Below are 20,421 nucleotides of genomic sequence, written 5' to 3'. Positions count from 1 at the left end.
CATGAAATTTGAACACTTAATTGAAGTTAACGACCCGCTCAACCCGCTGATCGACGCCCTGTCCGTGGAACAAGTCTGGCGCGGTCTGGTGCTGCGCGCCGAGTCGCCCAAGCTGTTCGTGCCGCACCTGGACGAGAGCACCATCGACCAGCGCACCGACAGCGGCTTCCGCCGCCGCCTGCGTTATGGCGAGCTGGTGGTGGAGGACACGGTGGAACTGCAACCGATGCGCAGCGTGCGCTACCACGTGGCGGCGCAGCAGGACATCGCCGAGTCCAGCCTGACCATGACCATCGAGACGCCGACCGAGGACACGCTGTTCGTGCGCTTCCAGTACGAAGACAGCCACGACGCCGCCACCGACGAGGCCAACGCCATGTACGACGAATTCCGCCGCTCGGCCTACGTGGAATCGGACATCGACACCATCGGCATGTTGCGCGAACTGGCGCAGCAGGGCCGCCTGGACGCGCTGCTCAATTAAGCGGCCTTAACCCACGGCCGCCCGCCCCCACACCTGCGACATGCGCAGGCGCGGCGCCTCCAGCGCGGCCACCTGGGCATTGCTCAGCACCTCGCGGATGGCGTGCAGTTCGTTGCGGGTATCGCGCTGCAGGAACACCTCCAGCGGCGCACCGCGCGGGCCGATCACCGATTCCACATGCGGCGTGGTCGATTGCAGGCCGCGCCGCGACACCACGCCCACCTCGCCGTTAATCATGCGCACATAGGTGCCGATCGGGTAGATGCCCAGCTCGCGGATCACCAGCGACACCAGGTTGGTGTCCAGCGTGGTGCGCGCTTCCAGCAGCATGTCGCGCAAGGCGCCATGCGCCGTCATGGTCGGCCGGTAGACGCGTTCGGAGACGCGCGCGCAATAGCGGTCGGCCAGCGCCACCAGCTTGGACAGCAGCGGAATCTGCGCTCCCACCTTGCCGTGCGGGTAGCCGCTGCCATCTTCGTTTTCCTGATGATGCAGCACGCAATTCAGCCAGGCCTCATCGTTGACGCCGGCCGCGCGCAGCAATTGCACGCTGCGTTCCGGATGCGCCAGCCGGCGCGCGTCATCGGCCGCATCCAGCGCGTCGGGGCTGTCATGCCAGCGCTGATGCTGCTCCAGCATGCCGGTGTTCATGGTCAAGGCGGCCAGCGTCACGGTCATGACGTCGTTGCGCGAACGCTGACGGGCGCGCGCCAGCAGCACCGCGATCAGCGCGGTGTTGACGCTGTGGCGCGCGGCGTAGGGCGCCTGGTGCTGGTTGTGCAGCACGCTGGCGGTGGCGATGTCGGCGTTCAGGTCAATGGCGCCATGCACCAGCAGGGCGATGTCATCCAGCCGGCGGCGGAAATCGGGCGGCGCGGCGCCGCGCGAGGCCGCGTCCAGCAGGGTGTGCAGTTCCAGGTAGGCGGCATTCAGCTTGCGCAGCACAGACGGCGGATCGGCCAGGATGGACCCCGGCTCGCCGTCTTCAAACACGCCGCGCTCCACCAGATACGCGATCTGGTTGGCGCTGGCGATCAAGTGTCCCTTACGGACCAGCAAAGCACCGTTTTCCCCGTACACATCCCACGGTAGCAGCATCCCCAGCTTCAAATCTGCCGCAGTCACTTTGCGAATATTCATGACCGCAGCATACGGCTTTTTGCAGGAAAATGTGTGACTATTTTGTATCTTTGATTTAACAATAACAATTACGGCGCCGGCGTACAGTCCACGCAAGGGCAGTCATGGGCCGGCTCGTGCTGCAGGTGGTGCGCCAGATCGCGCAGCGCGGTGCGCACGCCTTCCTCCACCACCGGATGATAGAACGGCATGTCCAGCATGGCGTCCACAGTCAGGCCGGCCTGCACCGCCCACGACAGCAGGTGGCCGACGTTTTCCGCGCGCGGGCCGATCATCTCGGCGCCGAGGAAACGGCCGGTCTGGTATTCGGCATACACGCGCAGCAGGCCTTTGTTTTGCAGCATCACGCGGCTGCGGCCCTGGTTGTGGAACGACACCTTGCCCACCGCGAAGCGGCCGGCGTGCGAGACGCACAGCTCGCTGTAGCTGCTGCCCATGGTGGCAATCTGCGGCTCGGTAAAGGTGATGGCCAGCGGCGTGCGGCGCAGGCCGGGCTGGACGTCCGGATAGCGCGCCGCGTTGTCGCCGGCGATGCGGCCGTGGTCGGCCGCTTCCGGCAGCTGCGGCCGTTCGTCGTTGGCGTCGCCGGCGATGAAGATGGCGCTGCCGCTTCCATCGTTTGCCTTGCATTGCATGGTCTGCTTGTCATAGACAGGGATGCCGTGGTGGTCGCGCTGCAGGCCGGTATGTTCCAGCCCCAGCTTGTGCACATTCGGCCGGCGGCCGATGGCCGACAACAGATAGGCGAAATGCTCGGTATGCTGGTCGCCGTTGGTGTCTTCGCTGGTGATGGCCAGGCCGTCGCCTTGCGGCTCGACCTTGACGATGCGGGTCTTGAAGCGCACGTCCAGTTCATCCAGCATGGCGCTGCGCGCCACGTCCAGCACTTCCGGATCGCTCAGTTGCGCCACGCTGCCGCCGCGGCCGAAGATGGTCACGCGCACGCCGAGGCGGTGCAGCGCCTGGCCCAGTTCCAGGCCAATCACGCCGGTGCCGGCCACCGCCACCGATGGCGGCAGGTGGTCCCAGTAAAACACCTCGTCGCTGGTGATCACGCGTGCGCCGCCGCCGGCGCGCCACTCGTCCGGCACGATCGGGGTGGAGCCGGTGGCGATGACGAAGCGCTCCGCCTCCACCAGCGTGTGGTCGTCGATCTGCAATTGGGTCGGGCTGAGGAAGCGGGCGTGGCCGTGCAGCTTGTCCTCGGCCGGGTAGCCGTCCACGCTTTCCACCACGAAGCCGACAAAGCGGTCGCGCTCGCTGCGCACGCGCGCCATCACCGCCTTGCCGTCGATGCGCACGGCGCCGGCGTGCACGCCAAAGCCGGCCGCCGCCTGCAGCATATGCGCCGCGTCGGCCGCGGAAATCAGCAGCTTGCTCGGCATGCAGCCCACGCGCGCGCAGGTGGTGCCATAGACATTGCTCTCGATGAGCAGGGTTTGCTTGCCGCCGGCCTTGGCGGCGCGATAGCCGGTCATGCCGGCGGTGCCTGCGCCGATGACGGCGACTTCGGTGCGTAGAGTTTTCATGGTGAACAAGTCTACTCTGAACTGAGAATTACGTTTTACTTTGCAACAAAACGGTATTAGTATCACTTATCGTTTTCAAAATTTATAAGCTTAACTTATGGACACTCTGGATTACCGGGCGCTGGCAGTGCTGGATGCGGTGGTCAGTCAGGGCAGCTTTGAAAAGGCCGCTCTGGCGCTGGGCATCAGCCAGTCTGCCGTCTCGCAGCGCATCAAGGCGCTGGAAGACGCGGCCGGCCGCCTGCTGATCGTGCGCGGCCAGCCAGCCGTGCCGACCGGGCTGGGCCAGCGGCTGGTGTCGCACCACCGCAATGTGAAGCTGATGGAAGCGGCGCTCGATATCGATCTGGGCAACCAGGTCAGCATGCCGGAGATTGCTGTGGCGGTGGATGCGGCCAGCCTGGCGACATGGTTCCCGCTCAGCTTGCAGCCGCTGCTGTCGCCGCCGCGCTGCCAGTTGAACGTGCAGCAGGCCGGCACCGAGCTGGCCCTGCATCTGGTGCGCGAAGGCAGCGTGTTCGGCTGCGTGGCGGCTGGCGCGGCCGAGGCGCCGGCCAACGGTCCGCAGGTGACGCCGCTGGGCCGCATGCGCTACGTGTGCGTAGCAACCAAGGCCTTTGCCAATCACTGGTTTGGCGATGGCTTCCTGATCGAGGCGGCGCGTCTGGCGCCGGCCGTGGTCAGCGACCGCGACATGATGGCCGGCTTCCTGCATGAGGTGCTGGATTTGCGCAGCGCCTATCCGCATCACACCTTGCCGCTGTCGGCGGCCACCAGCGAGTGCGTGTTCGGCGGCCTGGCGTATGGCTTGATGCCGTGGCAGCAGGTGGCGGCAGCGCTGAATGACGAACGGCTGGTCGATCTGGCGCCCGGCCATTTCGTCGACGTGGCGCTGAACTGGCATGCATGGAATCTGGACACCCCATTCACCCGCGCGCTGAGCGAGCAGATCGTGGCGACCGCCAAACGCCACCTGCTGCCTTAAGCATGTCGCACCGGCGCAGACCGGTGCCGATAGAACGCACGCTCAGCATGGACACCGGCTTTCGCCGGTGCGACGTCAGATATCGAGCGGGTCGACCTCCAGCGACCACTTCACGCGGCTCTTCATCTCGCGCAGCGCCTGCATCCACTCTTTCAGGAAGGCTTGCAGCGCCGGGCGTGACGGCGACTCGACCAGCAACTGTGCGCGGTCGACGTTATGCACACGCGTCATGGTCATCGGGATCGGATCGTTGATGGTAATGCCGGCATGCTCGACGCAATCCTTGGCCAGGTTGAGGAACTCGATGGCCGTCGCCAGCTCGCGCGCCTCGGCCCGCAGCAAGGCCTGGAACAGATAGGGCGGCAAGGCGGCCTGCTCGCGCTCCTCCAGCAAGGCCGAGGCAAAGTGATCGTAATCGTGGTGCACCACCGCGCCGTACAGCGGATGCTGCGGATAGCGGGTCTGAATCAGCACCTCGCTTGGAATGCCGGCGCGGCCGGCGCGGCCCGCCACCTGCATCAGCTGCGCAAACAGGCGCTCGCTGGCGCGGTAATCCTGCGAGAACAGCGCCGTATCAGGATTCAGGATGCCCACCAGCGTCAGCTTCTTGAAGTCATGCCCCTTGGCGACCATCTGCGTGCCGATCAGGATATCCACCTCGCCCCGGTGCACCGTATCGAAAGCCTCCTGCGCGCTGCCCTTCTTGCGGGTGGAATCAGCATCGATGCGCAGCACGCGCGCTTCCGGGAACATGGCCTGCAGGCCCTCTTCCACGCGCTGCGTGCCGCGTCCCAGCGGCTGCAGATCGACGTTGCCGCAAGTCGGGCAATGGCGCGGGATGCGCATCTCCAGGCTGCAGTGGTGGCAGCGCAGCCGGTGCTCCGGACGATGCAGCACCATGAACGAGGTGCAGCGCGTGCACTCGCTGATCCAGCCGCACGATTCGCAGCAAATCACCGGCGCATAGCCGCGCCGGTTGAGGAACAACAGCGACTGCTCGCCGCGTTCCATGCGCTGCCGGATGGCTGCGATCAGTTGCGCCGTCAGGCCATCCTGCGGCTTGTCGCGCTCCATGTCGATCAGCTTCACGGTCGGCAGCACGGCGTTCTGCACCGCGCGTTCGCGCAGCGGCAGCAGACGATAGCGGCCCGATTGCGCGTGATGCCAGCTTTCCAGCGACGGCGTGGCGGAACCCAGCACGATCGGAATCTGCAGCTGCCAGGCGCGCCACACGGCCAGATCGCGCGCCGAGTAGCGCAAACCTTCCTGCTGCTTGTACGAGGGATCGTGCTCCTCGTCGATGACGATCAGCTTCAGGTGCGGCAGCGAAGCCAGGATGGCCAGCCGCGTGCCCAGCACGATGCGCGCCTTGCCTTCATGCGCCGCCAGCCAGTGCAGCATGCGCTCGCCCTCGGACAGGCTGCTGTGCAGGGTGGCCAGCATCACGCCGGGGAAACGCGCGCGGATATTGCCTTCCAACTGAGGCGTCAGATTGATTTCCGGAACCAGGATCAGGATCTGCCCCTCTGGCTCGCGCGCCAGCACTTGAGCACAGGCTTGCAGATACACCTCGGTTTTGCCGCTGCCAGTCACGCCGTACAACAGCGAAGGCTTGAAGCCTTGCGCTGCGCCGATGGCGTCGGCGGCCGCCTGCTGCTGGGCGTTCAGCACCGGCGTATTGGCCGGCGTGGGGTCGTGCGGCACCGCCAGCTTGGCCAGTTTCCTGATGGCGCGGTCGAGCGCCACCGTGGTCAGCACGCGCAGATTCCTGGGCAGGCCGGGCAACGCCACCTCGCCCAGCGGGCGCTGATAATAATCGGCGGCAAAGCCGGCCAGCGCCAGCCATTTGGCCGACAGCGGCGACAGCTGGCTGCGCACCGCCAGCGCATCTTTCAACTTATCCAGCGGCACCTCGGTGTCCTCGGACACGCCGACGATCAGCCCGACCACCTCGCGCCGCGCAAAAGACACCAACGCCAGCTGGCCAATTTGCGGGCGCCGATCCTCCTCGCATTGCCAGCGGTAATCGAAAACCGCATTGAGCGGCGTATCAATGGCAATTTGGAGGATACAAGGGCGTGGATTATTCATGCTGCACCTTGCGAAAATCCCGATGCTGTATGTATCCACAGTTTCTGTGGATAACTTTGTGGACAATGAAAACTTAATGCCCGGAAAGCACCGACATGCATGTGGATATGTTCGTAAACCGGGCAAAAAATCAAAATTTTTTCTCTTTAAAATCAGTGACTTGGAAAATGCTTCCTAGGAGAGCGAAAATCGCCGTCGCTGGCCCCTGGCTGTGCATAAGTGAAGTATTTAGGATGCATTTTTTGTCGAAATCAAGCACTTTTTGGGGACAAAACCACCATATTGCACAGCACAAAGCCGCCAAATTTTATACTGAAGCTCAGATCAAGCTTTGTGCTTTGATAACGAGCTTGGCAAGCCTGCTATTTTTGCCTAAAAATCGTGCAACGCAACATGGATTTAAAGCAAAACAGCAATATTATGGCTAAGTCACGGTTTACTAAGTCATTTTATTTTTTATCCACAGTTTTTGTGGATAACTTTGTGGAAAATGAAGAAATAAACTACATGAAGCTTAGCCGGCCGGTTTACGGCTGGCCGCATCGCCACTGCTGAGCATCGGATTTTTCTTTTATAAATCAGCGAGTTACAACAAGCTGTCGGGCAGGCGAAAAGTGGCTGCCTATTATTTCCGCAGCAAAAAAAATTGTGCATAAGTCGACATGACTAGTCCGTTCGCACCAATGAAAAAGGGCACGTTCCTGAGCGGAACGCGCCCCCTTCAAAGCGGATTTCCTTACGCTGCGCGCAGCGCCTTGCTGTAGCTGTGGACCGCTTCCACCATGGCTGCCACATTCTCTGGCGGGGTGAACTGCGAAATGCCGTGGCCGAGGTTGAACACATGGCCATCGCCCTTGCCAAAGGCGTCCAGCACCTTGTGGACTTCAGCGGTGATCTGTTCCGGGCTGGCAAACAGGATGGCCGGGTCCAGATTGCCTTGCAGGGCGACTTTATGGCCCACCAGCTGGCGCGACTTGGCCAGATTGGCGGTCCAGTCCAGGCCCAGCGCGTCGGCGCCGATATCGGCGATCTGCTCGATCCAGTGGCCGCCGCCCTTGGTGAACACGATGGCGGGGATCTTCACGCCATCTTTCTCGCGCTTGAGGAGAGAGACCACTTGCTGCATGTATTTCAGCGAGAACGCCTGGTAAGCGCCGTCGGCCAGCGCGCCGCCCCACGAATCGAAGATCATGACCGCCTGGGCGCCGGCGTCGATCTGGGCGTTCAGATAATCGGCAACGGACTGGGCGTTGACGTCCAGGATGCGGTGCATCAGGTCGGGGCGGTTGTACAGCATCTTCTTGATGGTGTGGAACTCGCGCGAGCCTTCGCCCTCGACCATGTAGCAGGCCAGCGTCCACGGGCTGCCGGAGAAGCCGATCAGCGGCACGCGGCCGTTCAGCTCGGTGCGGATCTGGGTCACGGCCTTGAACACATAGTCCAGCGAGCCGGGTTCCGGCGCGCGCAGGGCCAGCACCTCGGCCTCGGTTTTCAGCGGACGCGCGAATTTCGGGCCCTCGCCTTCGACGAAATGCAGGCCCAGGCCCATGGCATCCGGCACGGTCAGGATGTCCGAGAACAGGATAGCGGCGTCGAGCGGGAAGCGGTCCAGCGGCTGAATGGTAACTTCGGTAGCGTAGTCCGGATTGGTGGCCAGGCCCATGAAAGAGCCGGCCTTGGCGCGGGTAGCGCGGTATTCAGGCAAATATCGCCCCGCCTGACGCATCAGCCACACGGGGGTGTAATCGGTAGGCTGGCGCAACAACGCGCGCAGGAAAGTATCGTTCTTGAGCGGAGCAAATTGTGGCATGGAAGGCAATATAAGACGTTCAAAGAGGCTATTATCGCATCCCGCGCGCTTTTTTTTAGTACAGCAATTCGGGGTCAGCTCTGACATTCGGACAAGCAAGCACAAAGCTTGAGATATATCAGCACGGCCTGTGAAATGTGTGCTAGAAGGTTTGGCCTGCTCTAACCAACTTGTTTCATCGCAAAACACGGGCGTATTGAGAAATATCAAAAGTGCGCTTTCGCTGTCCGAATGTCAGAGCTGACCCCGAATTGCCGCTTTTTTTTTCGTCGGCCTTTCTCTATCATGCCTAGCACCGCGTCAAGACCCTTTCTGGAGCCGCCTTATGACTTCTCAAGCATCCACCATCGCGCCCTACGGCGCCTGGCCGTCGACCATCAGCGCCGAGCGTGTGGCGGCCGGGGCCGTGCCGATGTCGGCGCTGATGTTGGGCGGCACGGATGGCAACGATATTTTCTGGCTGGCCGGCCGGGCGGCGGAGGCCGGGCGCAATACGCTGTTGCGTTATCACGGCGTGGCTACCCAGGAATTGACGCCGGCACCGTTTAACGTGCGTTCGCGCGTGCATGAGTACGGCGGCGGCGCTTATGTGGTCGATGGCGAAACGGTCTATTTCACCCATTTCAAGGACAACTGCGTCTACCGCATGCCCGCCGGCGAGGCGCCGGTGCAGGTGACGCAGGCCGGCCAGCAGCGCTTCGCGGATTTTGCCTTGGACCGCGCCCGCAATCGCCTGATCGCCGTGCGCGAACTGCACGGAGAAGACGCGCACGCACAGCCGGCCAACACGATTTGCGCGATCGGCCTGGACGCGGCGGCGGGCGTGGAAACGGTGCTGGTGCAGGGCGCGGATTTCTATTCGTCGCCGCGCCTGTCGCCGGACGGCCGTTCGCTGGCGTGGCTGAGCTGGGACCATCCGCGCATGCCATGGCAGGGCACCACGCTCTGGCTGGCCGATTTTAACGCGGACGGCACGCTGTCCACGCCGAAACGCATCGCCGGCGGCGCCGAGGAATCGATCTGCCAGCCGGAATGGTCCCCAGACAACCTGCTGCACTTCGTCTCCGACCGCAGCGGCTGGTGGAATCTGTACCGCCTGTGCCGCGACCGCCAGCGCACCGAAGGCCTGTGCCCGATGGAAGCGGAATTCGCTACCCCGCACTGGACCTTCGGCAACAGCATGTACGGCTTCCGCTCGGCCGCCGAAATCATCTGCACTTACATCGACAAGGGCGTGAGCCGCCTGGCGCGCCTGCTGCCGGGTAGCGGCAAGCTGGAATGCATCGCCAATCCCTACGAGGAAATCCGCGAGCTGCGCGTCGCCAATGGCTACATCGCCATGCTGGCCGGCGGCCCGACCATTCCAATGGAGCTGGCCCGCATCGACTTCACCGAGGAAGGCGTGGAAATCCTCGCGCAATCGATTGACGACCTGCCGGATGAAGCCAATCTGTCGATCCCGGACAGCATCAGCTACGCCAGCAACGGCCGCACCGCCCACGCCTTCTACTACCCGCCACGCAACCAGGATGTGCAGGCGCCGACAGGCAGCAAGCCGCCGGTGATTGTCATCGGCCACGGCGGCCCGACCGGCATGACGGTCAACACGCTCAATCTGAAAACCCAGTACTGGACCAGCCGCGGCTTCGGCGTGCTGGATGTGAACTACGGCGGCAGCACCGGCTTTGGCCGCGCCTACCGCGATCTGCTCAAAGGCCAGTGGGGCATCGTCGATGTCGAAGACTGCGTCAACGGCGCCAGGGCGCTGGTGGAGCGCGGCCTGGCCGACGGCGACCGCCTGATCATCCGCGGCAGCAGCGCCGGCGGCCTCACCACCCTGTGCGCGCTGACCTTCCATGATGTGTTCAAGGCCGGCGCCAGCTACTACGGTGTCTCCGACCTGAAAGGCCTGGATCAGGATTCGCACAAGTTCGAGTCGCATTACAATGAATACCTGATCGCGCCGAAAGCGCAGGCCGATGCGGTCTACGCCCAGCGCTCGCCGATCAACCACACCGACAAGCTGTCGCGCCCCATGATTTTCTTCCAGGGCCTGGACGACAAGGTGGTGCCGCCGCAGCAATCGGAAATGATGGTCGCCGCGCTGAAAAAGCGCGGCATCCCGGTCGAATACGTCGAGCTGGAAGGCGAAGGCCATGGCTTCCGCAAAGCCGAAAACATCATCCGCACGCTGGAAGCGGAGCTGCGCTTCTATCAAAACATCTTTAAGCTGAACCACGCATGACCGATCCCAAGCTGCTCGCCGAATTCGACGCGCTGCCCTATAACGAAAAAGCGATCCTGGCGCTGCTCGCGCTGGTCGGTGAGCCCATGGGCCGCACCGCCATCCTCGATCACCTGAACCACGCGCGCATCGAGTACGACGACGACGGTCATCCCTACACGGTCGCCACGCTGGACGACGCGCTGTCCAAGCTGGAACGGCTGGCCTTCATCAGCGTGGTGACGGGGCGCGGTTTTGTCTGCAACGCCAAGCTGCGCTGGCCGGCAATCCGTTCCGCCATCGGCACCCATGCGATGGAAGACCTGTGCGCCGCCTACGCCGAACTGGTGCCGATGCGCCAGACCTGGAACAGCATGGAGCCGCGCAGCTACCGTGCCGGCATGGCGCGTCTGCGCATGGGCCTTTTGCGCGGCCACGGTCCGCAGCAGATCCAGTCAGTGCTGGCTTTCTGCCTTGGCAGCTATGAGGCGGCGCAGCTGCATCCGATCGTTGATATCTTCGGCCGGCCGTTCGAGCCCGGCATGATTGCGCTGGTCAGCCCTCTGCTGCAGGACGATGTGCTGGCGGTGCTGATGCAGAACGCCCAGCAGGAACCGCAAACCGCACCGCTATTGCGCGAATACTGCGAGATGCATATGCAGCGCCGTCACGGTGACATCAATTCGGAGCTGCGCATGGCGATGGCGGAAGACGCGCTGCTGTGCGGCCGTCTGGATGATGCGAAGCGCTATCTCGAACGCACGGCCGGCGCGCAAAGCCAGTACCTGGCCAGCATCGTGGTGCTGCTGCGCGGCGCCGGCAGCGCGGCCATCACCGGCTTTGACGTGGCGCTGAAAACCCTGCGCCGCGATACCGGCAAACGCAAGCAGCTGTTCACTGGCATGGGCGGCAATCTGTATCTGCTGTCGGCGCTGCGCAGCGGCGATCCGCGCCATCTCAAGGCCGCCGAGGCCTATCTGGAGATCGCGGTCAAGCTGCCGAAGAATCACGACAGCTCGGTGCATCAGATGATCGATCTGCTGCGCCAGATCCGCGCCGGCGTGATGCAGGTCGATACCGTCTCCGCGCTGCCGTGGGAACCGGGCCTGCAAACGCAGATGTTCCAGTTCCTGCTGCACTTCTGGCTCTCGCTGCCGCAACTGCAGGAGCGCAAGGAGCAGTTGCAGGATCTGGTGAAGAACGCTGAACGCGCCGGCTATCTGTTCATCGCCGGCCAGGGCGCCGCGCTGCTGGGCCAGATGGGCGACAACGAGATGCAGATTCATGCGCAGGCACTGCGCTCGCGCCTCGGCTTCCCCGACATGACGACCTGGTTCGAGCGGCAGGAAGGCTGGCAGCGCCAGCTCACGGCCCTCATCAACCTGCAACAGCCCGCCGCGGCGGAACCGGCAGGCAGCACCCGCCTTGCCTGGTTGCTGACCTACGATAACCGCCACGGCCTGACCGACATCGCGCCGGTGGAGCAGAAGCGCGATGCGCGTGGTTTGTGGAGCAAGGGCCGCGCGGTAGGCCTGAAGCGCCTGCGCTTTGAAACTGAACAGTTCAACTTCCTCACGCCACAGGACATCCGCGCGGCGGAAGCCATCACTGTGGCGCATCGCGGCTACCAGTCCACCGGCCTGACTTACGAAATCGATCCGCAGCGCGCCGCGCCGGCATTGGTCGATCATCCACTGCTGTTCTGGTCCGACCTGCCGGACATGCGCGTGGAGATGCTGGCCGGCGAACCGGAACTGCTGGTCAAGCGCAGCCCCGGCAACCTGGAGCTGCGCCTGCAGCCGCCGATCCCGGACGATAATGCCTCGGTTGTCATCACCAGGGAAACGCCAACGCGCCTGCGCGTGGTGAACATCCTGGAAGAGCACCGCAAGATCGCCGCCATCGTCGGTGATGCGCTCAACGTGCCGGCGCACGCGGAGCAGCAGGTGCTGTCGGCCATCAGCGCCATCTCGTCGATGGTGACGGTGCAGTCGGATCTCGGCGGCGCCGCGCCGGACATGGAGCAGATGGAAGCCGACATGCGCCTGCATCTGCACCTGCTGCCTTACCAGCATGGCCTGAAGATGCAGATCCTGGTTCGTCCTCTGGTGAACGGCGCTTACTACAAGCCGGGCGACGGCGCCGACAGCGTGATCGCCGACATCGGCGGCAAGCCAGTGCAGGCGCGCCGCAAACTGATCGACGAGCGCGATGCGGAACGCGATCTGATCGCCAAATGCCCGGTGCTGGAACAGGCGGAGCAGGATCACGGCGAATGGCTGCTGGGCCAACCAGCCCTGTGCCTGCAACTGCTGGTGGAATTGCAGGCGCTGGACCCGGCCAGCATCGTCATCGCCTGGCCGGAGGGCGAGAGCTTCCGCGTCACCAACAAGGTGGAGAGCAAGCAGCTGCGCCTTGCCATCAAAAGCAACAAGGACTGGTTTGCCGCCAGCGGCGAGCTGCAAGTCGACGAGGGCAAGGTCATCGACCTGCGCACGCTGCTGGAGATGATGGAGAAGAGCCACGGCCGCTTCGTCGAACTCGGCGAGAACCGCTACATGGCGCTGACCGAAGAACTGCACCGCCGCCTGCAAGAGGTGCAAGCCTACGGCGAACTGACCGCCGACGGCGTGCGCGTGCACCCGCTGGCATCCTTCGCGCTGGAAGAACTGGCCGACGACGTCGGCGGCCTCAAATCCGACAAGCTGTGGAAAGCGCACCTGGCGCGCATGCAGGAGCAGGAAGCCTTCATGCCTGAACTGCCAAGCACCCTGCAAGCGGAGCTGCGCGATTATCAGCTGGAAGGCTACAACTGGCTGTCGCGCCTTGCGCATTGGGGCGTGGGCGCCTGCCTGGCCGACGACATGGGCCTCGGCAAAACGCTGCAGGCGCTGGCGCTGATCCTGTCGCGCGCACCGCAAGGACCAACGCTGGTGGTCGCGCCAACCTCGGTCTGCATGAACTGGATGAGCGAAGCGGCGCGCTTTGCGCCGACGCTGAATATGCAGCTGTTCGGCCCCGGCGACCGCGCCGAGGTGCTGAACAATCTGCACGCCTACGATGTGGTGGTGACCAGCTACGGCCTGCTGCAGCTGGAGTCCGGGCTGTTCTCCAAAGTCCAGTGGAACACCATCGTGCTGGATGAAGCGCAGGCTATCAAGAACGCCGCCACCAAGCGCTCGGCGGCGGTGATGGCCTTGAAGGGCGAGTTCCGCATCGCCGTCACCGGCACGCCGCTGGAGAATCACCTCGGTGAATTGTGGAACCTGTTCCGCTTCATCAATCCCGGCCTGCTGGGCAGCATCGAGCAATTCAACCTGCGCTTTGCGGCGCCGATTGAAAAACCGCAGGACCACCGCGCCGAACTGGGGGCGCGCAAACGCTTGCGCCGCCTGATCCAGCCGTTCATCCTGCGCCGCACCAAGTCGCAGGTGCTGACCGAGCTGCCGTCGCGCACCGAGATCACGCTGGAAGTCGACCTGTCGGCGGATGAAACGGCGCTGTACGAATCGCTGCGCCGCGCCGCGCTGGAGAATCTGGAAAAGGTCGAGGGGCCGGCCGAGAAGAAATCGATCCAGATCCTGGCCGAGATCATGAAGCTGCGCCGCGCCTGCTGCAATCCGAACCTGATTGCGCCGGAACTGAAGCTGGCCAGCAGCAAGCTGGCCGCCTTCGCGCACCTGCTGGAGAACCTGCTGGACAACAAGCACAAGGTGCTGGTGTTCAGCCAGTTCGTTGACCATCTGGCGCTGATCCGCGAGCATCTGGATGAGCAGGGCGTCAGCTATCAGTATCTCGACGGCGCCACTTCCATGGCCGACCGCAAGAAGCGCGTGGACGCCTTCCAGGCCGGCGAGGGCGATGTGTTCCTGATTTCGTTGAAAGCGGGCGGGGTCGGCATCAACCTCACCGCCGCCGACTACGTGATCCATATGGACCCGTGGTGGAACCCGGCAGTGGAAGACCAGGCGTCCGACCGCGCGCACCGCATGGGCCAGCTGCGGCCGGTGACCATTTACCGCCTGGTGGCACGCCACACCATCGAGGAAGGTATTGTCGACCTGCACCAGCACAAGCGCGACCTGGCCGACAGCCTGCTGGAAGGCAGCGACGTCAGCGGCCGGATGTCCTCGGCCGAGATGCTGGCCATGCTGCAGGAAGGCTTGCAGACGTAGCGGAACTTGCTGCCGGTGTTTTCCGTCTTAGCCTGATGGCGCCAGCCGGCGCCTTTCAACGGGAGAGATCATATGAAAACCATAGCAGATGTGATGAGCCGCGATGTGACCAGCGTATCGCCGGAGGAATCGATACGCCGCGCCGCTGAATTGATGGAAGACCTGGACGTCGGCGCGCTGCCGGTCACCGAGGGCCAGCGCCTGATCGGCATGATCACCGACCGCGATATCACCATCCGCGCCACCGCCGCCGGCCTCGGCCCCGAGGAAACACAGGTGGCTGAAATCATGACCGAAGATATTTGCCACTGCTACGAGGATCAGGGCACGGACGAGGTCATGCAGGACATGCGCGATATCCAGATCCGCCGCGTGCCGGTGGTCAGCCGCGATGACCACACGCTGATCGGCATCGTGGCGCTGGCCGATCTGGTGGAAAGCGAAACCGACGACAGCAAGACCGCGCAAACCCTGCTGGAAATCTCCGCGCCGCTGCCGGCCGGGCGGGCATCCACACCGCTATAACTTGGTTAGCAGGAAAACAAAGTTCTCTTTGTTTCATTATTTTGTCTTGTATCGGGCGCTCTCAAGCGGGCGGATTAGTGATAATCTCCTCCGCTTCAGACACAAGGCTGCACATGATGATCAAGACAAAACTCGCACTGGCTGCGCTGATGGCGGCATTGGCCGCCGCTCCAGCCAGTGCTGCTACGCAACACCACAAGGCTGCGCCCACCAAAAAGAGCAGCGCCAAGGCCAGCAAGGCCAAGAGCACCAAATCCTCCAGGAGCACCGGCAAGGGCAAGGCTGCGGCCAAGTCTTCCGGCAAAAGCAAAGCCGCTGCCGTGGCCGCCGTACCGGCACTCAAGGTGGCGTCCGAGCGCTGGCAGGACCGCCAGTTCGACAACCTGAGCAACCAATTCCTCAACGCGCTGTGGCGCATCGATTCGGAAAGCGCAATTTACGCCGGCAAGTACGACACCGCCGCCACCCTGACCGTGTTCGACAAGGCCGAGCAGGACAAGGAGCTGGCTTTCATCGACGACTGGAAAGCCCGGTTCAACGCCGTCAACGCCGGCAAGCTGTCGGCCAAGCAGCGCACCGACCTGGGCCTGCTGATCAACAAGCTCGATAGCGACCGCTTCCGCCTCACCACGCTGCGCGAGTGGGAGTGGAATCCGGCCAGCTACAACGTCGCCGGTCCGATCGACCTGATCCTCAATACCGAATACGCGGCCCAGCCGCAGCGCCTGCGTACGCTGCTCAAGCGCATCGCCAGCATTCCGGCTTACTACGATGCGGCGCGCGCCAATATCGTCAATCCGACGCGCGAACACACCCGGCTGGCGATCAGGCAGGCGCCCGGCGTGCAGACCCTGCTGACCGAAGTGGACAAGGTGGCGCAAGCGTCCATCCTGACACCGGTGGAGAAGCAGCTGTTCACCCAGCGCGTGAATGCGGCGCTGACCGCTGTGGATGGGTATGTCGCTTTCCTGACCGAGATGGACAAGCAGATGGACACCAAGGGCCGTCGCACTTTCCGCCTCGGCAAAGAGCTGTATGAGCAGAAGTTCGCGTTCGATATCCAGTCGGCCAGCACTGCCGAGCAGACCTATCAGAAGGCGCTGGCGGCGCGCGAGGAATTGCTGGCCAATATGGACAAGCTGTCCGACGAGCTGTGGGACAAGACCATGGGCGGCACCGCCAGGCCGAGCGACCGCTACGCCAAGATCGGCATGGTGATCGACAAGCTGTCCGAGCGCCATGTGGCACGCGAGGATTTCGTCAACGAGATCAAGCGCCAGATTCCGGTGCTGCAGGATTGGGTGATCAGCAAGAACCTGCTGACGCTGGATCCGAACAAGCCGCTGGAAGTGCGCGCGACGCCGGCCTATGCCGCTGGGGTGGCCGGCGCCAGCATCGATGCGCCGGGCCCGTATCGCCCGCAGGACCGGACCTATTACAACGTCACGCCGCTGGACGGCGCGACGGCGGAAGCGGCCGAGAGCAGCCTGCGCGAGTACAACCACTGGATTCTGCAGATCCTGAATATTCATGAAGCGATTCCGGGCCACTACGCGCAGCTGGTGTACGCCAACCGCTCGCCGTCGATCGTCAAGTCGATCTTTGGCAATGGCGCCATGGTGGAAGGCTGGGCGGTGTATGGCGAGCGCATGATGCTGGAGTCCGGCTATGGCGATAACGCGCCGGAGATGTGGCTGATGTATTCCAAGTGGAACCTGCGCAGCGTCACCAACACGATACTCGATTACAGCGTGCATGTGCTGGGCATGACGGAGGAGCAGGCGATTGATCTGCTGACCCGCCAGGCCTTCCAGACGCGCAGCGAGGCCGTTGAGAAATGGCATCGTGTGCAGGTGTCGTCGGTGCAGCTGACCAGCTACTTCAGCGGCTACAGCGAGATCATGGAATTGCGCGAACAGCGCAAGCAGCAGCTGGGGACGAAGTTCAACCTGAAGGAATTCAATGAACAATTCCTCAGCTACGGCAGCGCACCGGTGCGCGTCATCAAAGGACTGATGACGCAGTAAGCCTGCGCCCGCGCAAACCGATGGGCATGTGATTCGATACGATGGAGAACGGCTGTCTCACAGCCGCTTTCTGCTACGATCAAATCCGGGAGGTATCATGACCATGCCCATCAAATTCGACACGCTTGAGTACACCAAAAGATTGGTTGAGGCTGGCATCCCGCCAGATCAAGCCGAGACACATGCGCACGCGCTGCTCGCCGCGCTGTCCGAAAGCACCGTCGCGCCCAGCGAGCTGGTACTGGTGAGAAGCGACCTGACCGCTCGCATCGAAATGCTGCGCGCGGAAATGGCCGCAAAGATCAATGAACTGCGCATGGAGATGACCGCAACGATTGATGAACTGCGTACGGAAATAGCCGCAAAGATCAATGAATTGCGCACCGAAATGACCGCAAAAATCGGTGAGTTGCGCTTGGCAGTGACCGCAAAGATCGATGAAGCGCGCCTGGAAATGACCGCAAAGATCGATGAAGTGCGCACAGAAATGAGCGCAAAGATCGATGAGTTGCGCCTGGAAATGACCGCGGAGATCAATGAACTGCGCACGGAAATGAACGCAAAAATCAATGAACTGCGGGTAAAAATCGAAGGGTTACGAACAGAAATGAACGCTAAGTTCTCCACGGTCTATTGGATGCTTGGCGTATCGTTCGCCTTGCATGCCGTTACCATCGGCATGCTGTGGAAGATACTGGATCGCCTGACCTGAATCAGGCTTTTTCTTCCGGGGCGGTGGAGATGCGGACGAACAGGGGGGCGACCAACAGGCCCAGTTCAAACAGCAGGCACATCGGAATCGCCAGCGAGAACATCGACACTGCATCCGGCGGCGTGACGATGGCGGCAATCACGAAGGCGCCGACGATGGCGTAAGGACGAATCTCTTTCAGCTTGGCCACGCTCACCAGGCCCATGCGCACCAGGATCACCACCACCACCGGCACCTCGAAGGTCGCGCCAAACGCCAGGCACATCGACATCACAAAGTCCAGGTAGTTCTCAATATCCGGCGTCACCGCAATCGAGGTCGGCGAGAACTCGGCAATGAACTGGAACACCCGCCCAAACACCAGGAAGTAGCAGAACGCCACGCCCGCCATGAACAGCACCGACGACGAAATCACCAGCGGCGCAATCAGGCGCTTCTCATGCGCATACAGGCCCGGCGCCACGAACGCCCACAGCTGGTACAGCACCCACGGCAGCGACAGGATAATCGAGATCACCAGCGTGACCTTCATCGGCACCAGGAACGGCGAAATCACGCCGGTGGCGATCATCTTCGAGCCTTCCGGCAGCGAGCGGATCATCGGCTCGGCAATGATGTCGTAGATGTGCGAAGGCCCCGGCCAGATCATCAGGCCGATACACACCAGCGCAATGCCGATCGAGGCCTTGACCAGCCGGTCACGCAGTTCGATCAGGTGAGAGATAAAGGTCTCTTCGCCCGGATTAGGTGTCGTCATTTAAAAGAAAGAGCTATTGGTAGGGCCGCGCGGACGGAAGCGGGCCACCCGCGCCGCGCCCGAAGTGACGTGCAGCTTGCCGCCATGGCGCTGCTTGTACCAGTTGGGAATGGCCGAGTTGCGCACCAGCTTCTTGCGGCGGAACTCGCGCGCCTTGCGCGACAAATCTTCCGTGGTGACCTGGCCGAACGAGACCGGCTCGTACGACGGCGTGCTGTCATACGTGCTGTCGCTGAAGGCGTTCTCCACCTCCGCCATGTTCTGCGAAATCGAATTTTCCACATCCGACTTGATGTTCTGGGCAGCGTCCTGCACTTCCTTTTTCAGGTTGCGCAGTTCTTCCAGCTCGATTTCGCGCGAGACTTCGGTTTTCACTTCGTGCAGGTAGCGCTGGGCGCGGCCGTATAGCGTCCCGGCCATGCGCGCCACCTTGGGCAGCTTTTCGGGACCGATGACGACCAGCGCAACCACGCCGATGACAGCAAGTTTGGTAAGACCGAGATCGATCATAAGAAGACGCTACTTACTTCTTCTCTTTCGTGTCGACGTCGATGGTGCCCGGTGCCGGAGCGGCAGGCTTGTCTTCATCCGCACCCTTCACGCCATCCTTGAAGCCCTTGACGGCCTTGCCGATGTCCGAACCCATATTGCCCAGCTTCTTGGTGCCGAAGACCAGCATCACGATCACCAGCACGATCAGCCAGTGCCAAATACTAAAAGAACCCATCATATTCCCCTTGTTCGTTGATTCCAGGACTGCTGCGACAGTATAAGCGAAGCGCAGTGCCTACGGTAAATGTAGTGACCCGGCGGCCGATTAACGCTGGCCGCGCCACGGATGCGGGCCGCCGATCACGTGCAGGTGTAAATGGTACACCTCTTGGCCGCCATCCGGCCCACTGTTAATCAGGGTCTTGTAGCCGCGTACCGGCGCACCGTCCGCATCGTAGCCGACCGCGCAGCCGTTTTCCTCTGCCAGACGGGGGGCCAGCGCCAGCATCTTGCCCAGCAGTTCGGGCTCGCCGGCGGCATCCTGCAGGGTGGCGAAATGTTTCTTTGGAATCAGCAGCAGATGCACCGGGGCGGCCGGATTGATATCCTTGAAGGCCAGCAGCTCGTCATCTTCATACACGGTGGTCGAAGGAATTTTCTTTTCGGCTATTTTGCAAAAGATGCAGTTTTCCACGAAGGCTCCGATTATTCTTTACGGGATGCTTTTTCCTCGATGCCCGACACGCCTTCGCGGCGCGCCAGCTCATCGAGCACTTGCTGCGGCTTGAGATCGAACTGGGCCAGCAGCACCAGCGTATGGAACCACAAGTCGGCCACTTCGTACAGCACCTTGCCGCTGTCGCCGCCGGCGCGCGCGTCCTTGGCGGCCATCACGGTCTCGGTGGCTTCCTCGCCGATCTTCTTCAGGATGGCGTCGTCGCCCTTGGTGAACAGCCTGGAGGTGTAGGAGGTGGCGGGATCGCCGCCATTGGCCGGCTTGCGCGATTCGATCACGTCCGCCAGCCGGTCAAGAATGGTGCTCATTTGCCTGCCTTGTAAATATCGTTCGGATCTTTCAGCACCGGCTCGGTGTTTTGCCAGTCGCCTTCCAGGGCGTCGCCCTCGAACTTCTGGAAGAAGCAGGAATGACGGCCGGTGTGGCAGGCGATGCCGCCGGCCTGCTCGATTTTCAGCAGCACCACGTCTTCGTCGCAGTCGAGCCGCACTTCCAGCACTTTCTGCACGTGGCCGGACTCTTCGCCCTTGTGCCACAGCTTCTTGCGCGAGCGGCTCCAGTACACGGCCTCGCCCAGTTCCACCGTCTTGGCCAGCGCCTCACGGTTCATCCAGGCGAACATCAGCACGTCGTTGCTGCCCGCTTCCTGGGCGATCACCGGCACCAGGCCGTGCTCGTCCCATTTGATTTTTTTCAGCCAGGCCGCTTTGGGCTGGATGCTTGGAGTACTCATT

18 protein-coding genes are annotated in these 20,421 nt (G+C 62.5%); 8 read left to right on the top strand and 10 right to left on the bottom strand.

Annotation, left to right across the window (positions count from 1 at the left end; genetic code table 11):
* Position 1: 1 nt before the first annotated feature.
* On the top strand, positions 2–484 hold the full coding sequence (locus ABDW57_RS15155; RefSeq protein WP_343731008.1) for an SRPBCC family protein: 483 nt from the start codon (positions 2–4) through the stop codon (positions 482–484).
* 6 nt (positions 485–490) lie between these two features.
* Here ABDW57_RS15155 and ABDW57_RS15150 read toward each other — a convergent pair whose 3' ends face one another.
* Together ABDW57_RS15150 and ABDW57_RS15145 are read right to left on the bottom strand one after the other, a co-directional pair.
* On the bottom strand, positions 491–1,624 hold the full coding sequence (locus tag ABDW57_RS15150; RefSeq protein ID WP_343731007.1) for an HD domain-containing phosphohydrolase: 1,134 nt from the start codon (positions 1,622–1,624) through the stop codon (positions 491–493).
* 68 nt (positions 1,625–1,692) lie between these two features.
* Complete coding sequence (locus ABDW57_RS15145; protein ID WP_343731006.1) at positions 1,693–3,153, bottom strand: dihydrolipoyl dehydrogenase; 1,461 nt, start codon at positions 3,151–3,153, stop codon at positions 1,693–1,695.
* 97 nt (positions 3,154–3,250) lie between these two features.
* On the opposite strand from ABDW57_RS15145, the gene ABDW57_RS15140 reads away from it, so the two are divergent.
* Positions 3,251–4,138, top strand: coding sequence for an ArgP/LysG family DNA-binding transcriptional regulator (locus tag ABDW57_RS15140; protein WP_343731005.1), 888 nt, complete (start codon positions 3,251–3,253; stop codon positions 4,136–4,138).
* Between the two features lie 75 nt (positions 4,139–4,213).
* Here the strand turns inward: ABDW57_RS15140 and ABDW57_RS15135 are convergent, their stop codons facing one another.
* The gene (locus ABDW57_RS15135; protein WP_343731004.1) at positions 4,214–6,229 is read right to left on the bottom strand and encodes a primosomal protein N'; all 2,016 of its coding nucleotides are present in this window, start codon (positions 6,227–6,229) and stop codon (positions 4,214–4,216) included.
* Between the two features lie 95 nt (positions 6,230–6,324).
* On the opposite strand from ABDW57_RS15135, the gene ABDW57_RS15130 reads away from it, so the two are divergent.
* The gene (locus ABDW57_RS15130) at positions 6,325–6,657 is read left to right on the top strand and encodes a hypothetical protein (RefSeq protein WP_343731003.1); all 333 of its coding nucleotides are present in this window, start codon (positions 6,325–6,327) and stop codon (positions 6,655–6,657) included.
* A 308-nt stretch (positions 6,658–6,965) separates the two neighbouring features.
* Here the strand turns inward: ABDW57_RS15130 and hemE are convergent, their stop codons facing one another.
* On the bottom strand, positions 6,966–8,039 hold the full coding sequence (hemE, locus tag ABDW57_RS15125; protein ID WP_343731002.1) for a uroporphyrinogen decarboxylase: 1,074 nt from the start codon (positions 8,037–8,039) through the stop codon (positions 6,966–6,968).
* A gap of 325 nt (positions 8,040–8,364) precedes the next feature.
* Between hemE and ABDW57_RS15120 the strand changes: the two genes are divergently transcribed.
* The 5 genes from ABDW57_RS15120 to ABDW57_RS15100 all read left to right on the top strand — a co-directional run bounded on the left by ABDW57_RS15120 (position 8,365) and on the right by ABDW57_RS15100 (position 17,702).
* The gene (locus ABDW57_RS15120) at positions 8,365–10,284 is read left to right on the top strand and encodes a S9 family peptidase (protein WP_343731001.1); all 1,920 of its coding nucleotides are present in this window, start codon (positions 8,365–8,367) and stop codon (positions 10,282–10,284) included.
* Positions 10,281–14,438 carry a DEAD/DEAH box helicase gene (locus ABDW57_RS15115; RefSeq protein WP_343731000.1) on the top strand — a complete coding sequence of 1,386 codons (4,158 nt, stop codon included), beginning with the start codon at positions 10,281–10,283 and terminating at the stop codon, positions 14,436–14,438. Before ABDW57_RS15120 ends, ABDW57_RS15115 begins: the two co-directional genes overlap by 4 nt.
* 72 nt (positions 14,439–14,510) lie before the next feature.
* The gene (locus ABDW57_RS15110) at positions 14,511–14,963 is read left to right on the top strand and encodes a CBS domain-containing protein (protein ID WP_343730999.1); all 453 of its coding nucleotides are present in this window, start codon (positions 14,511–14,513) and stop codon (positions 14,961–14,963) included.
* Positions 14,964–15,079: 116 nt separating this feature from the next.
* Positions 15,080–16,990, top strand: a complete 1,911-nt coding sequence (locus ABDW57_RS15105) for a DUF885 domain-containing protein (RefSeq protein WP_343731074.1) — start codon at positions 15,080–15,082, stop codon at positions 16,988–16,990.
* 97 nt (positions 16,991–17,087) lie between these two features.
* On the top strand, positions 17,088–17,702 hold the full coding sequence (locus ABDW57_RS15100; protein WP_343730998.1) for a coiled-coil domain-containing protein: 615 nt from the start codon (positions 17,088–17,090) through the stop codon (positions 17,700–17,702).
* Between the two features lies 1 nt (position 17,703).
* On the opposite strand, the gene tatC is transcribed toward ABDW57_RS15100, so the two are convergent.
* The 6 genes from tatC to hisI all read right to left on the bottom strand — a co-directional run bounded on the left by tatC (position 17,704) and on the right by hisI (position 20,420).
* Positions 17,704–18,459: a twin-arginine translocase subunit TatC gene (tatC, locus tag ABDW57_RS15095; RefSeq protein WP_343730997.1), complete on the bottom strand. Its 756-nt coding sequence runs from the start codon at positions 18,457–18,459 to the stop codon at positions 17,704–17,706.
* Positions 18,460–18,969 carry a Sec-independent protein translocase protein TatB gene (tatB, locus tag ABDW57_RS15090; RefSeq protein ID WP_343730996.1) on the bottom strand — a complete coding sequence of 170 codons (510 nt, stop codon included), beginning with the start codon at positions 18,967–18,969 and terminating at the stop codon, positions 18,460–18,462.
* Between the two features lie 13 nt (positions 18,970–18,982).
* Positions 18,983–19,186 (bottom strand): Sec-independent protein translocase subunit TatA, encoded by a 204-nt coding sequence (gene tatA / locus ABDW57_RS15085; RefSeq protein WP_072783665.1) that lies wholly within the window; start codon positions 19,184–19,186, stop codon positions 18,983–18,985.
* Positions 19,187–19,276: 90 nt separating this feature from the next.
* The gene (locus ABDW57_RS15080) at positions 19,277–19,645 is read right to left on the bottom strand and encodes a histidine triad nucleotide-binding protein (RefSeq protein WP_343730995.1); all 369 of its coding nucleotides are present in this window, start codon (positions 19,643–19,645) and stop codon (positions 19,277–19,279) included.
* Between the two features lie 11 nt (positions 19,646–19,656).
* A complete protein-coding gene (locus ABDW57_RS15075; RefSeq protein WP_343730994.1) occupies positions 19,657–19,995 on the bottom strand; it encodes a phosphoribosyl-ATP diphosphatase in 339 nt (112 codons plus the stop codon).
* On the bottom strand, positions 19,992–20,420 hold the full coding sequence (hisI, locus tag ABDW57_RS15070; protein WP_343730993.1) for a phosphoribosyl-AMP cyclohydrolase: 429 nt from the start codon (positions 20,418–20,420) through the stop codon (positions 19,992–19,994). Before hisI ends, ABDW57_RS15075 begins: the two co-directional genes overlap by 4 nt.
* Position 20,421 lies beyond the last annotated feature (1 nt).

The organism is Duganella sp., assembly GCF_039595735.1.
Taxonomy (GTDB): Bacteria; Pseudomonadota; Gammaproteobacteria; order Burkholderiales; family Burkholderiaceae_D; genus Rugamonas.
Note: the sequence above shows the minus strand (reverse complement) of the source record. Positions and strands in the feature narration are given on the sequence as shown.

What these genes read in the sequence shown, in the direction of transcription:
- tatA (WP_072783665.1), bottom strand. Translation starts at nt 19,186, where the DNA reads ATGGGTTCTTTTAGTATTTGGCACTGGCTGATCGTGCTGGTGATCGTG.
- ABDW57_RS15100 (WP_343730998.1), top strand. Translation starts at nt 17,088, where the DNA reads ATGACCATGCCCATCAAATTCGACACGCTTGAGTACACCAAAAGATTG.
- tatC (WP_343730997.1), bottom strand. Translation starts at nt 18,459, where the DNA reads ATGACGACACCTAATCCGGGCGAAGAGACCTTTATCTCTCACCTGATC.
- ABDW57_RS15155 (WP_343731008.1), top strand. Translation starts at nt 2, where the DNA reads ATGAAATTTGAACACTTAATTGAAGTTAACGACCCGCTCAACCCGCTG.
- hemE (WP_343731002.1), bottom strand. Translation starts at nt 8,039, where the DNA reads ATGCCACAATTTGCTCCGCTCAAGAACGATACTTTCCTGCGCGCGTTG.
- ABDW57_RS15140 (WP_343731005.1), top strand. Translation starts at nt 3,251, where the DNA reads ATGGACACTCTGGATTACCGGGCGCTGGCAGTGCTGGATGCGGTGGTC.
- ABDW57_RS15150 (WP_343731007.1), bottom strand. Translation starts at nt 1,624, where the DNA reads ATGAATATTCGCAAAGTGACTGCGGCAGATTTGAAGCTGGGGATGCTG.
- hisI (WP_343730993.1), bottom strand. Translation starts at nt 20,420, where the DNA reads ATGAGTACTCCAAGCATCCAGCCCAAAGCGGCCTGGCTGAAAAAAATC.
- ABDW57_RS15135 (WP_343731004.1), bottom strand. Translation starts at nt 6,229, where the DNA reads ATGAATAATCCACGCCCTTGTATCCTCCAAATTGCCATTGATACGCCG.
- ABDW57_RS15120 (WP_343731001.1), top strand. Translation starts at nt 8,365, where the DNA reads ATGACTTCTCAAGCATCCACCATCGCGCCCTACGGCGCCTGGCCGTCG.
- ABDW57_RS15110 (WP_343730999.1), top strand. Translation starts at nt 14,511, where the DNA reads ATGAAAACCATAGCAGATGTGATGAGCCGCGATGTGACCAGCGTATCG.
- ABDW57_RS15130 (WP_343731003.1), top strand. Translation starts at nt 6,325, where the DNA reads ATGCATGTGGATATGTTCGTAAACCGGGCAAAAAATCAAAATTTTTTC.
- ABDW57_RS15145 (WP_343731006.1), bottom strand. Translation starts at nt 3,153, where the DNA reads ATGAAAACTCTACGCACCGAAGTCGCCGTCATCGGCGCAGGCACCGCC.
- ABDW57_RS15115 (WP_343731000.1), top strand. Translation starts at nt 10,281, where the DNA reads ATGACCGATCCCAAGCTGCTCGCCGAATTCGACGCGCTGCCCTATAAC.
- ABDW57_RS15105 (WP_343731074.1), top strand. Translation starts at nt 15,080, where the DNA reads ATGATCAAGACAAAACTCGCACTGGCTGCGCTGATGGCGGCATTGGCC.
- ABDW57_RS15075 (WP_343730994.1), bottom strand. Translation starts at nt 19,995, where the DNA reads ATGAGCACCATTCTTGACCGGCTGGCGGACGTGATCGAATCGCGCAAG.
- tatB (WP_343730996.1), bottom strand. Translation starts at nt 18,969, where the DNA reads ATGATCGATCTCGGTCTTACCAAACTTGCTGTCATCGGCGTGGTTGCG.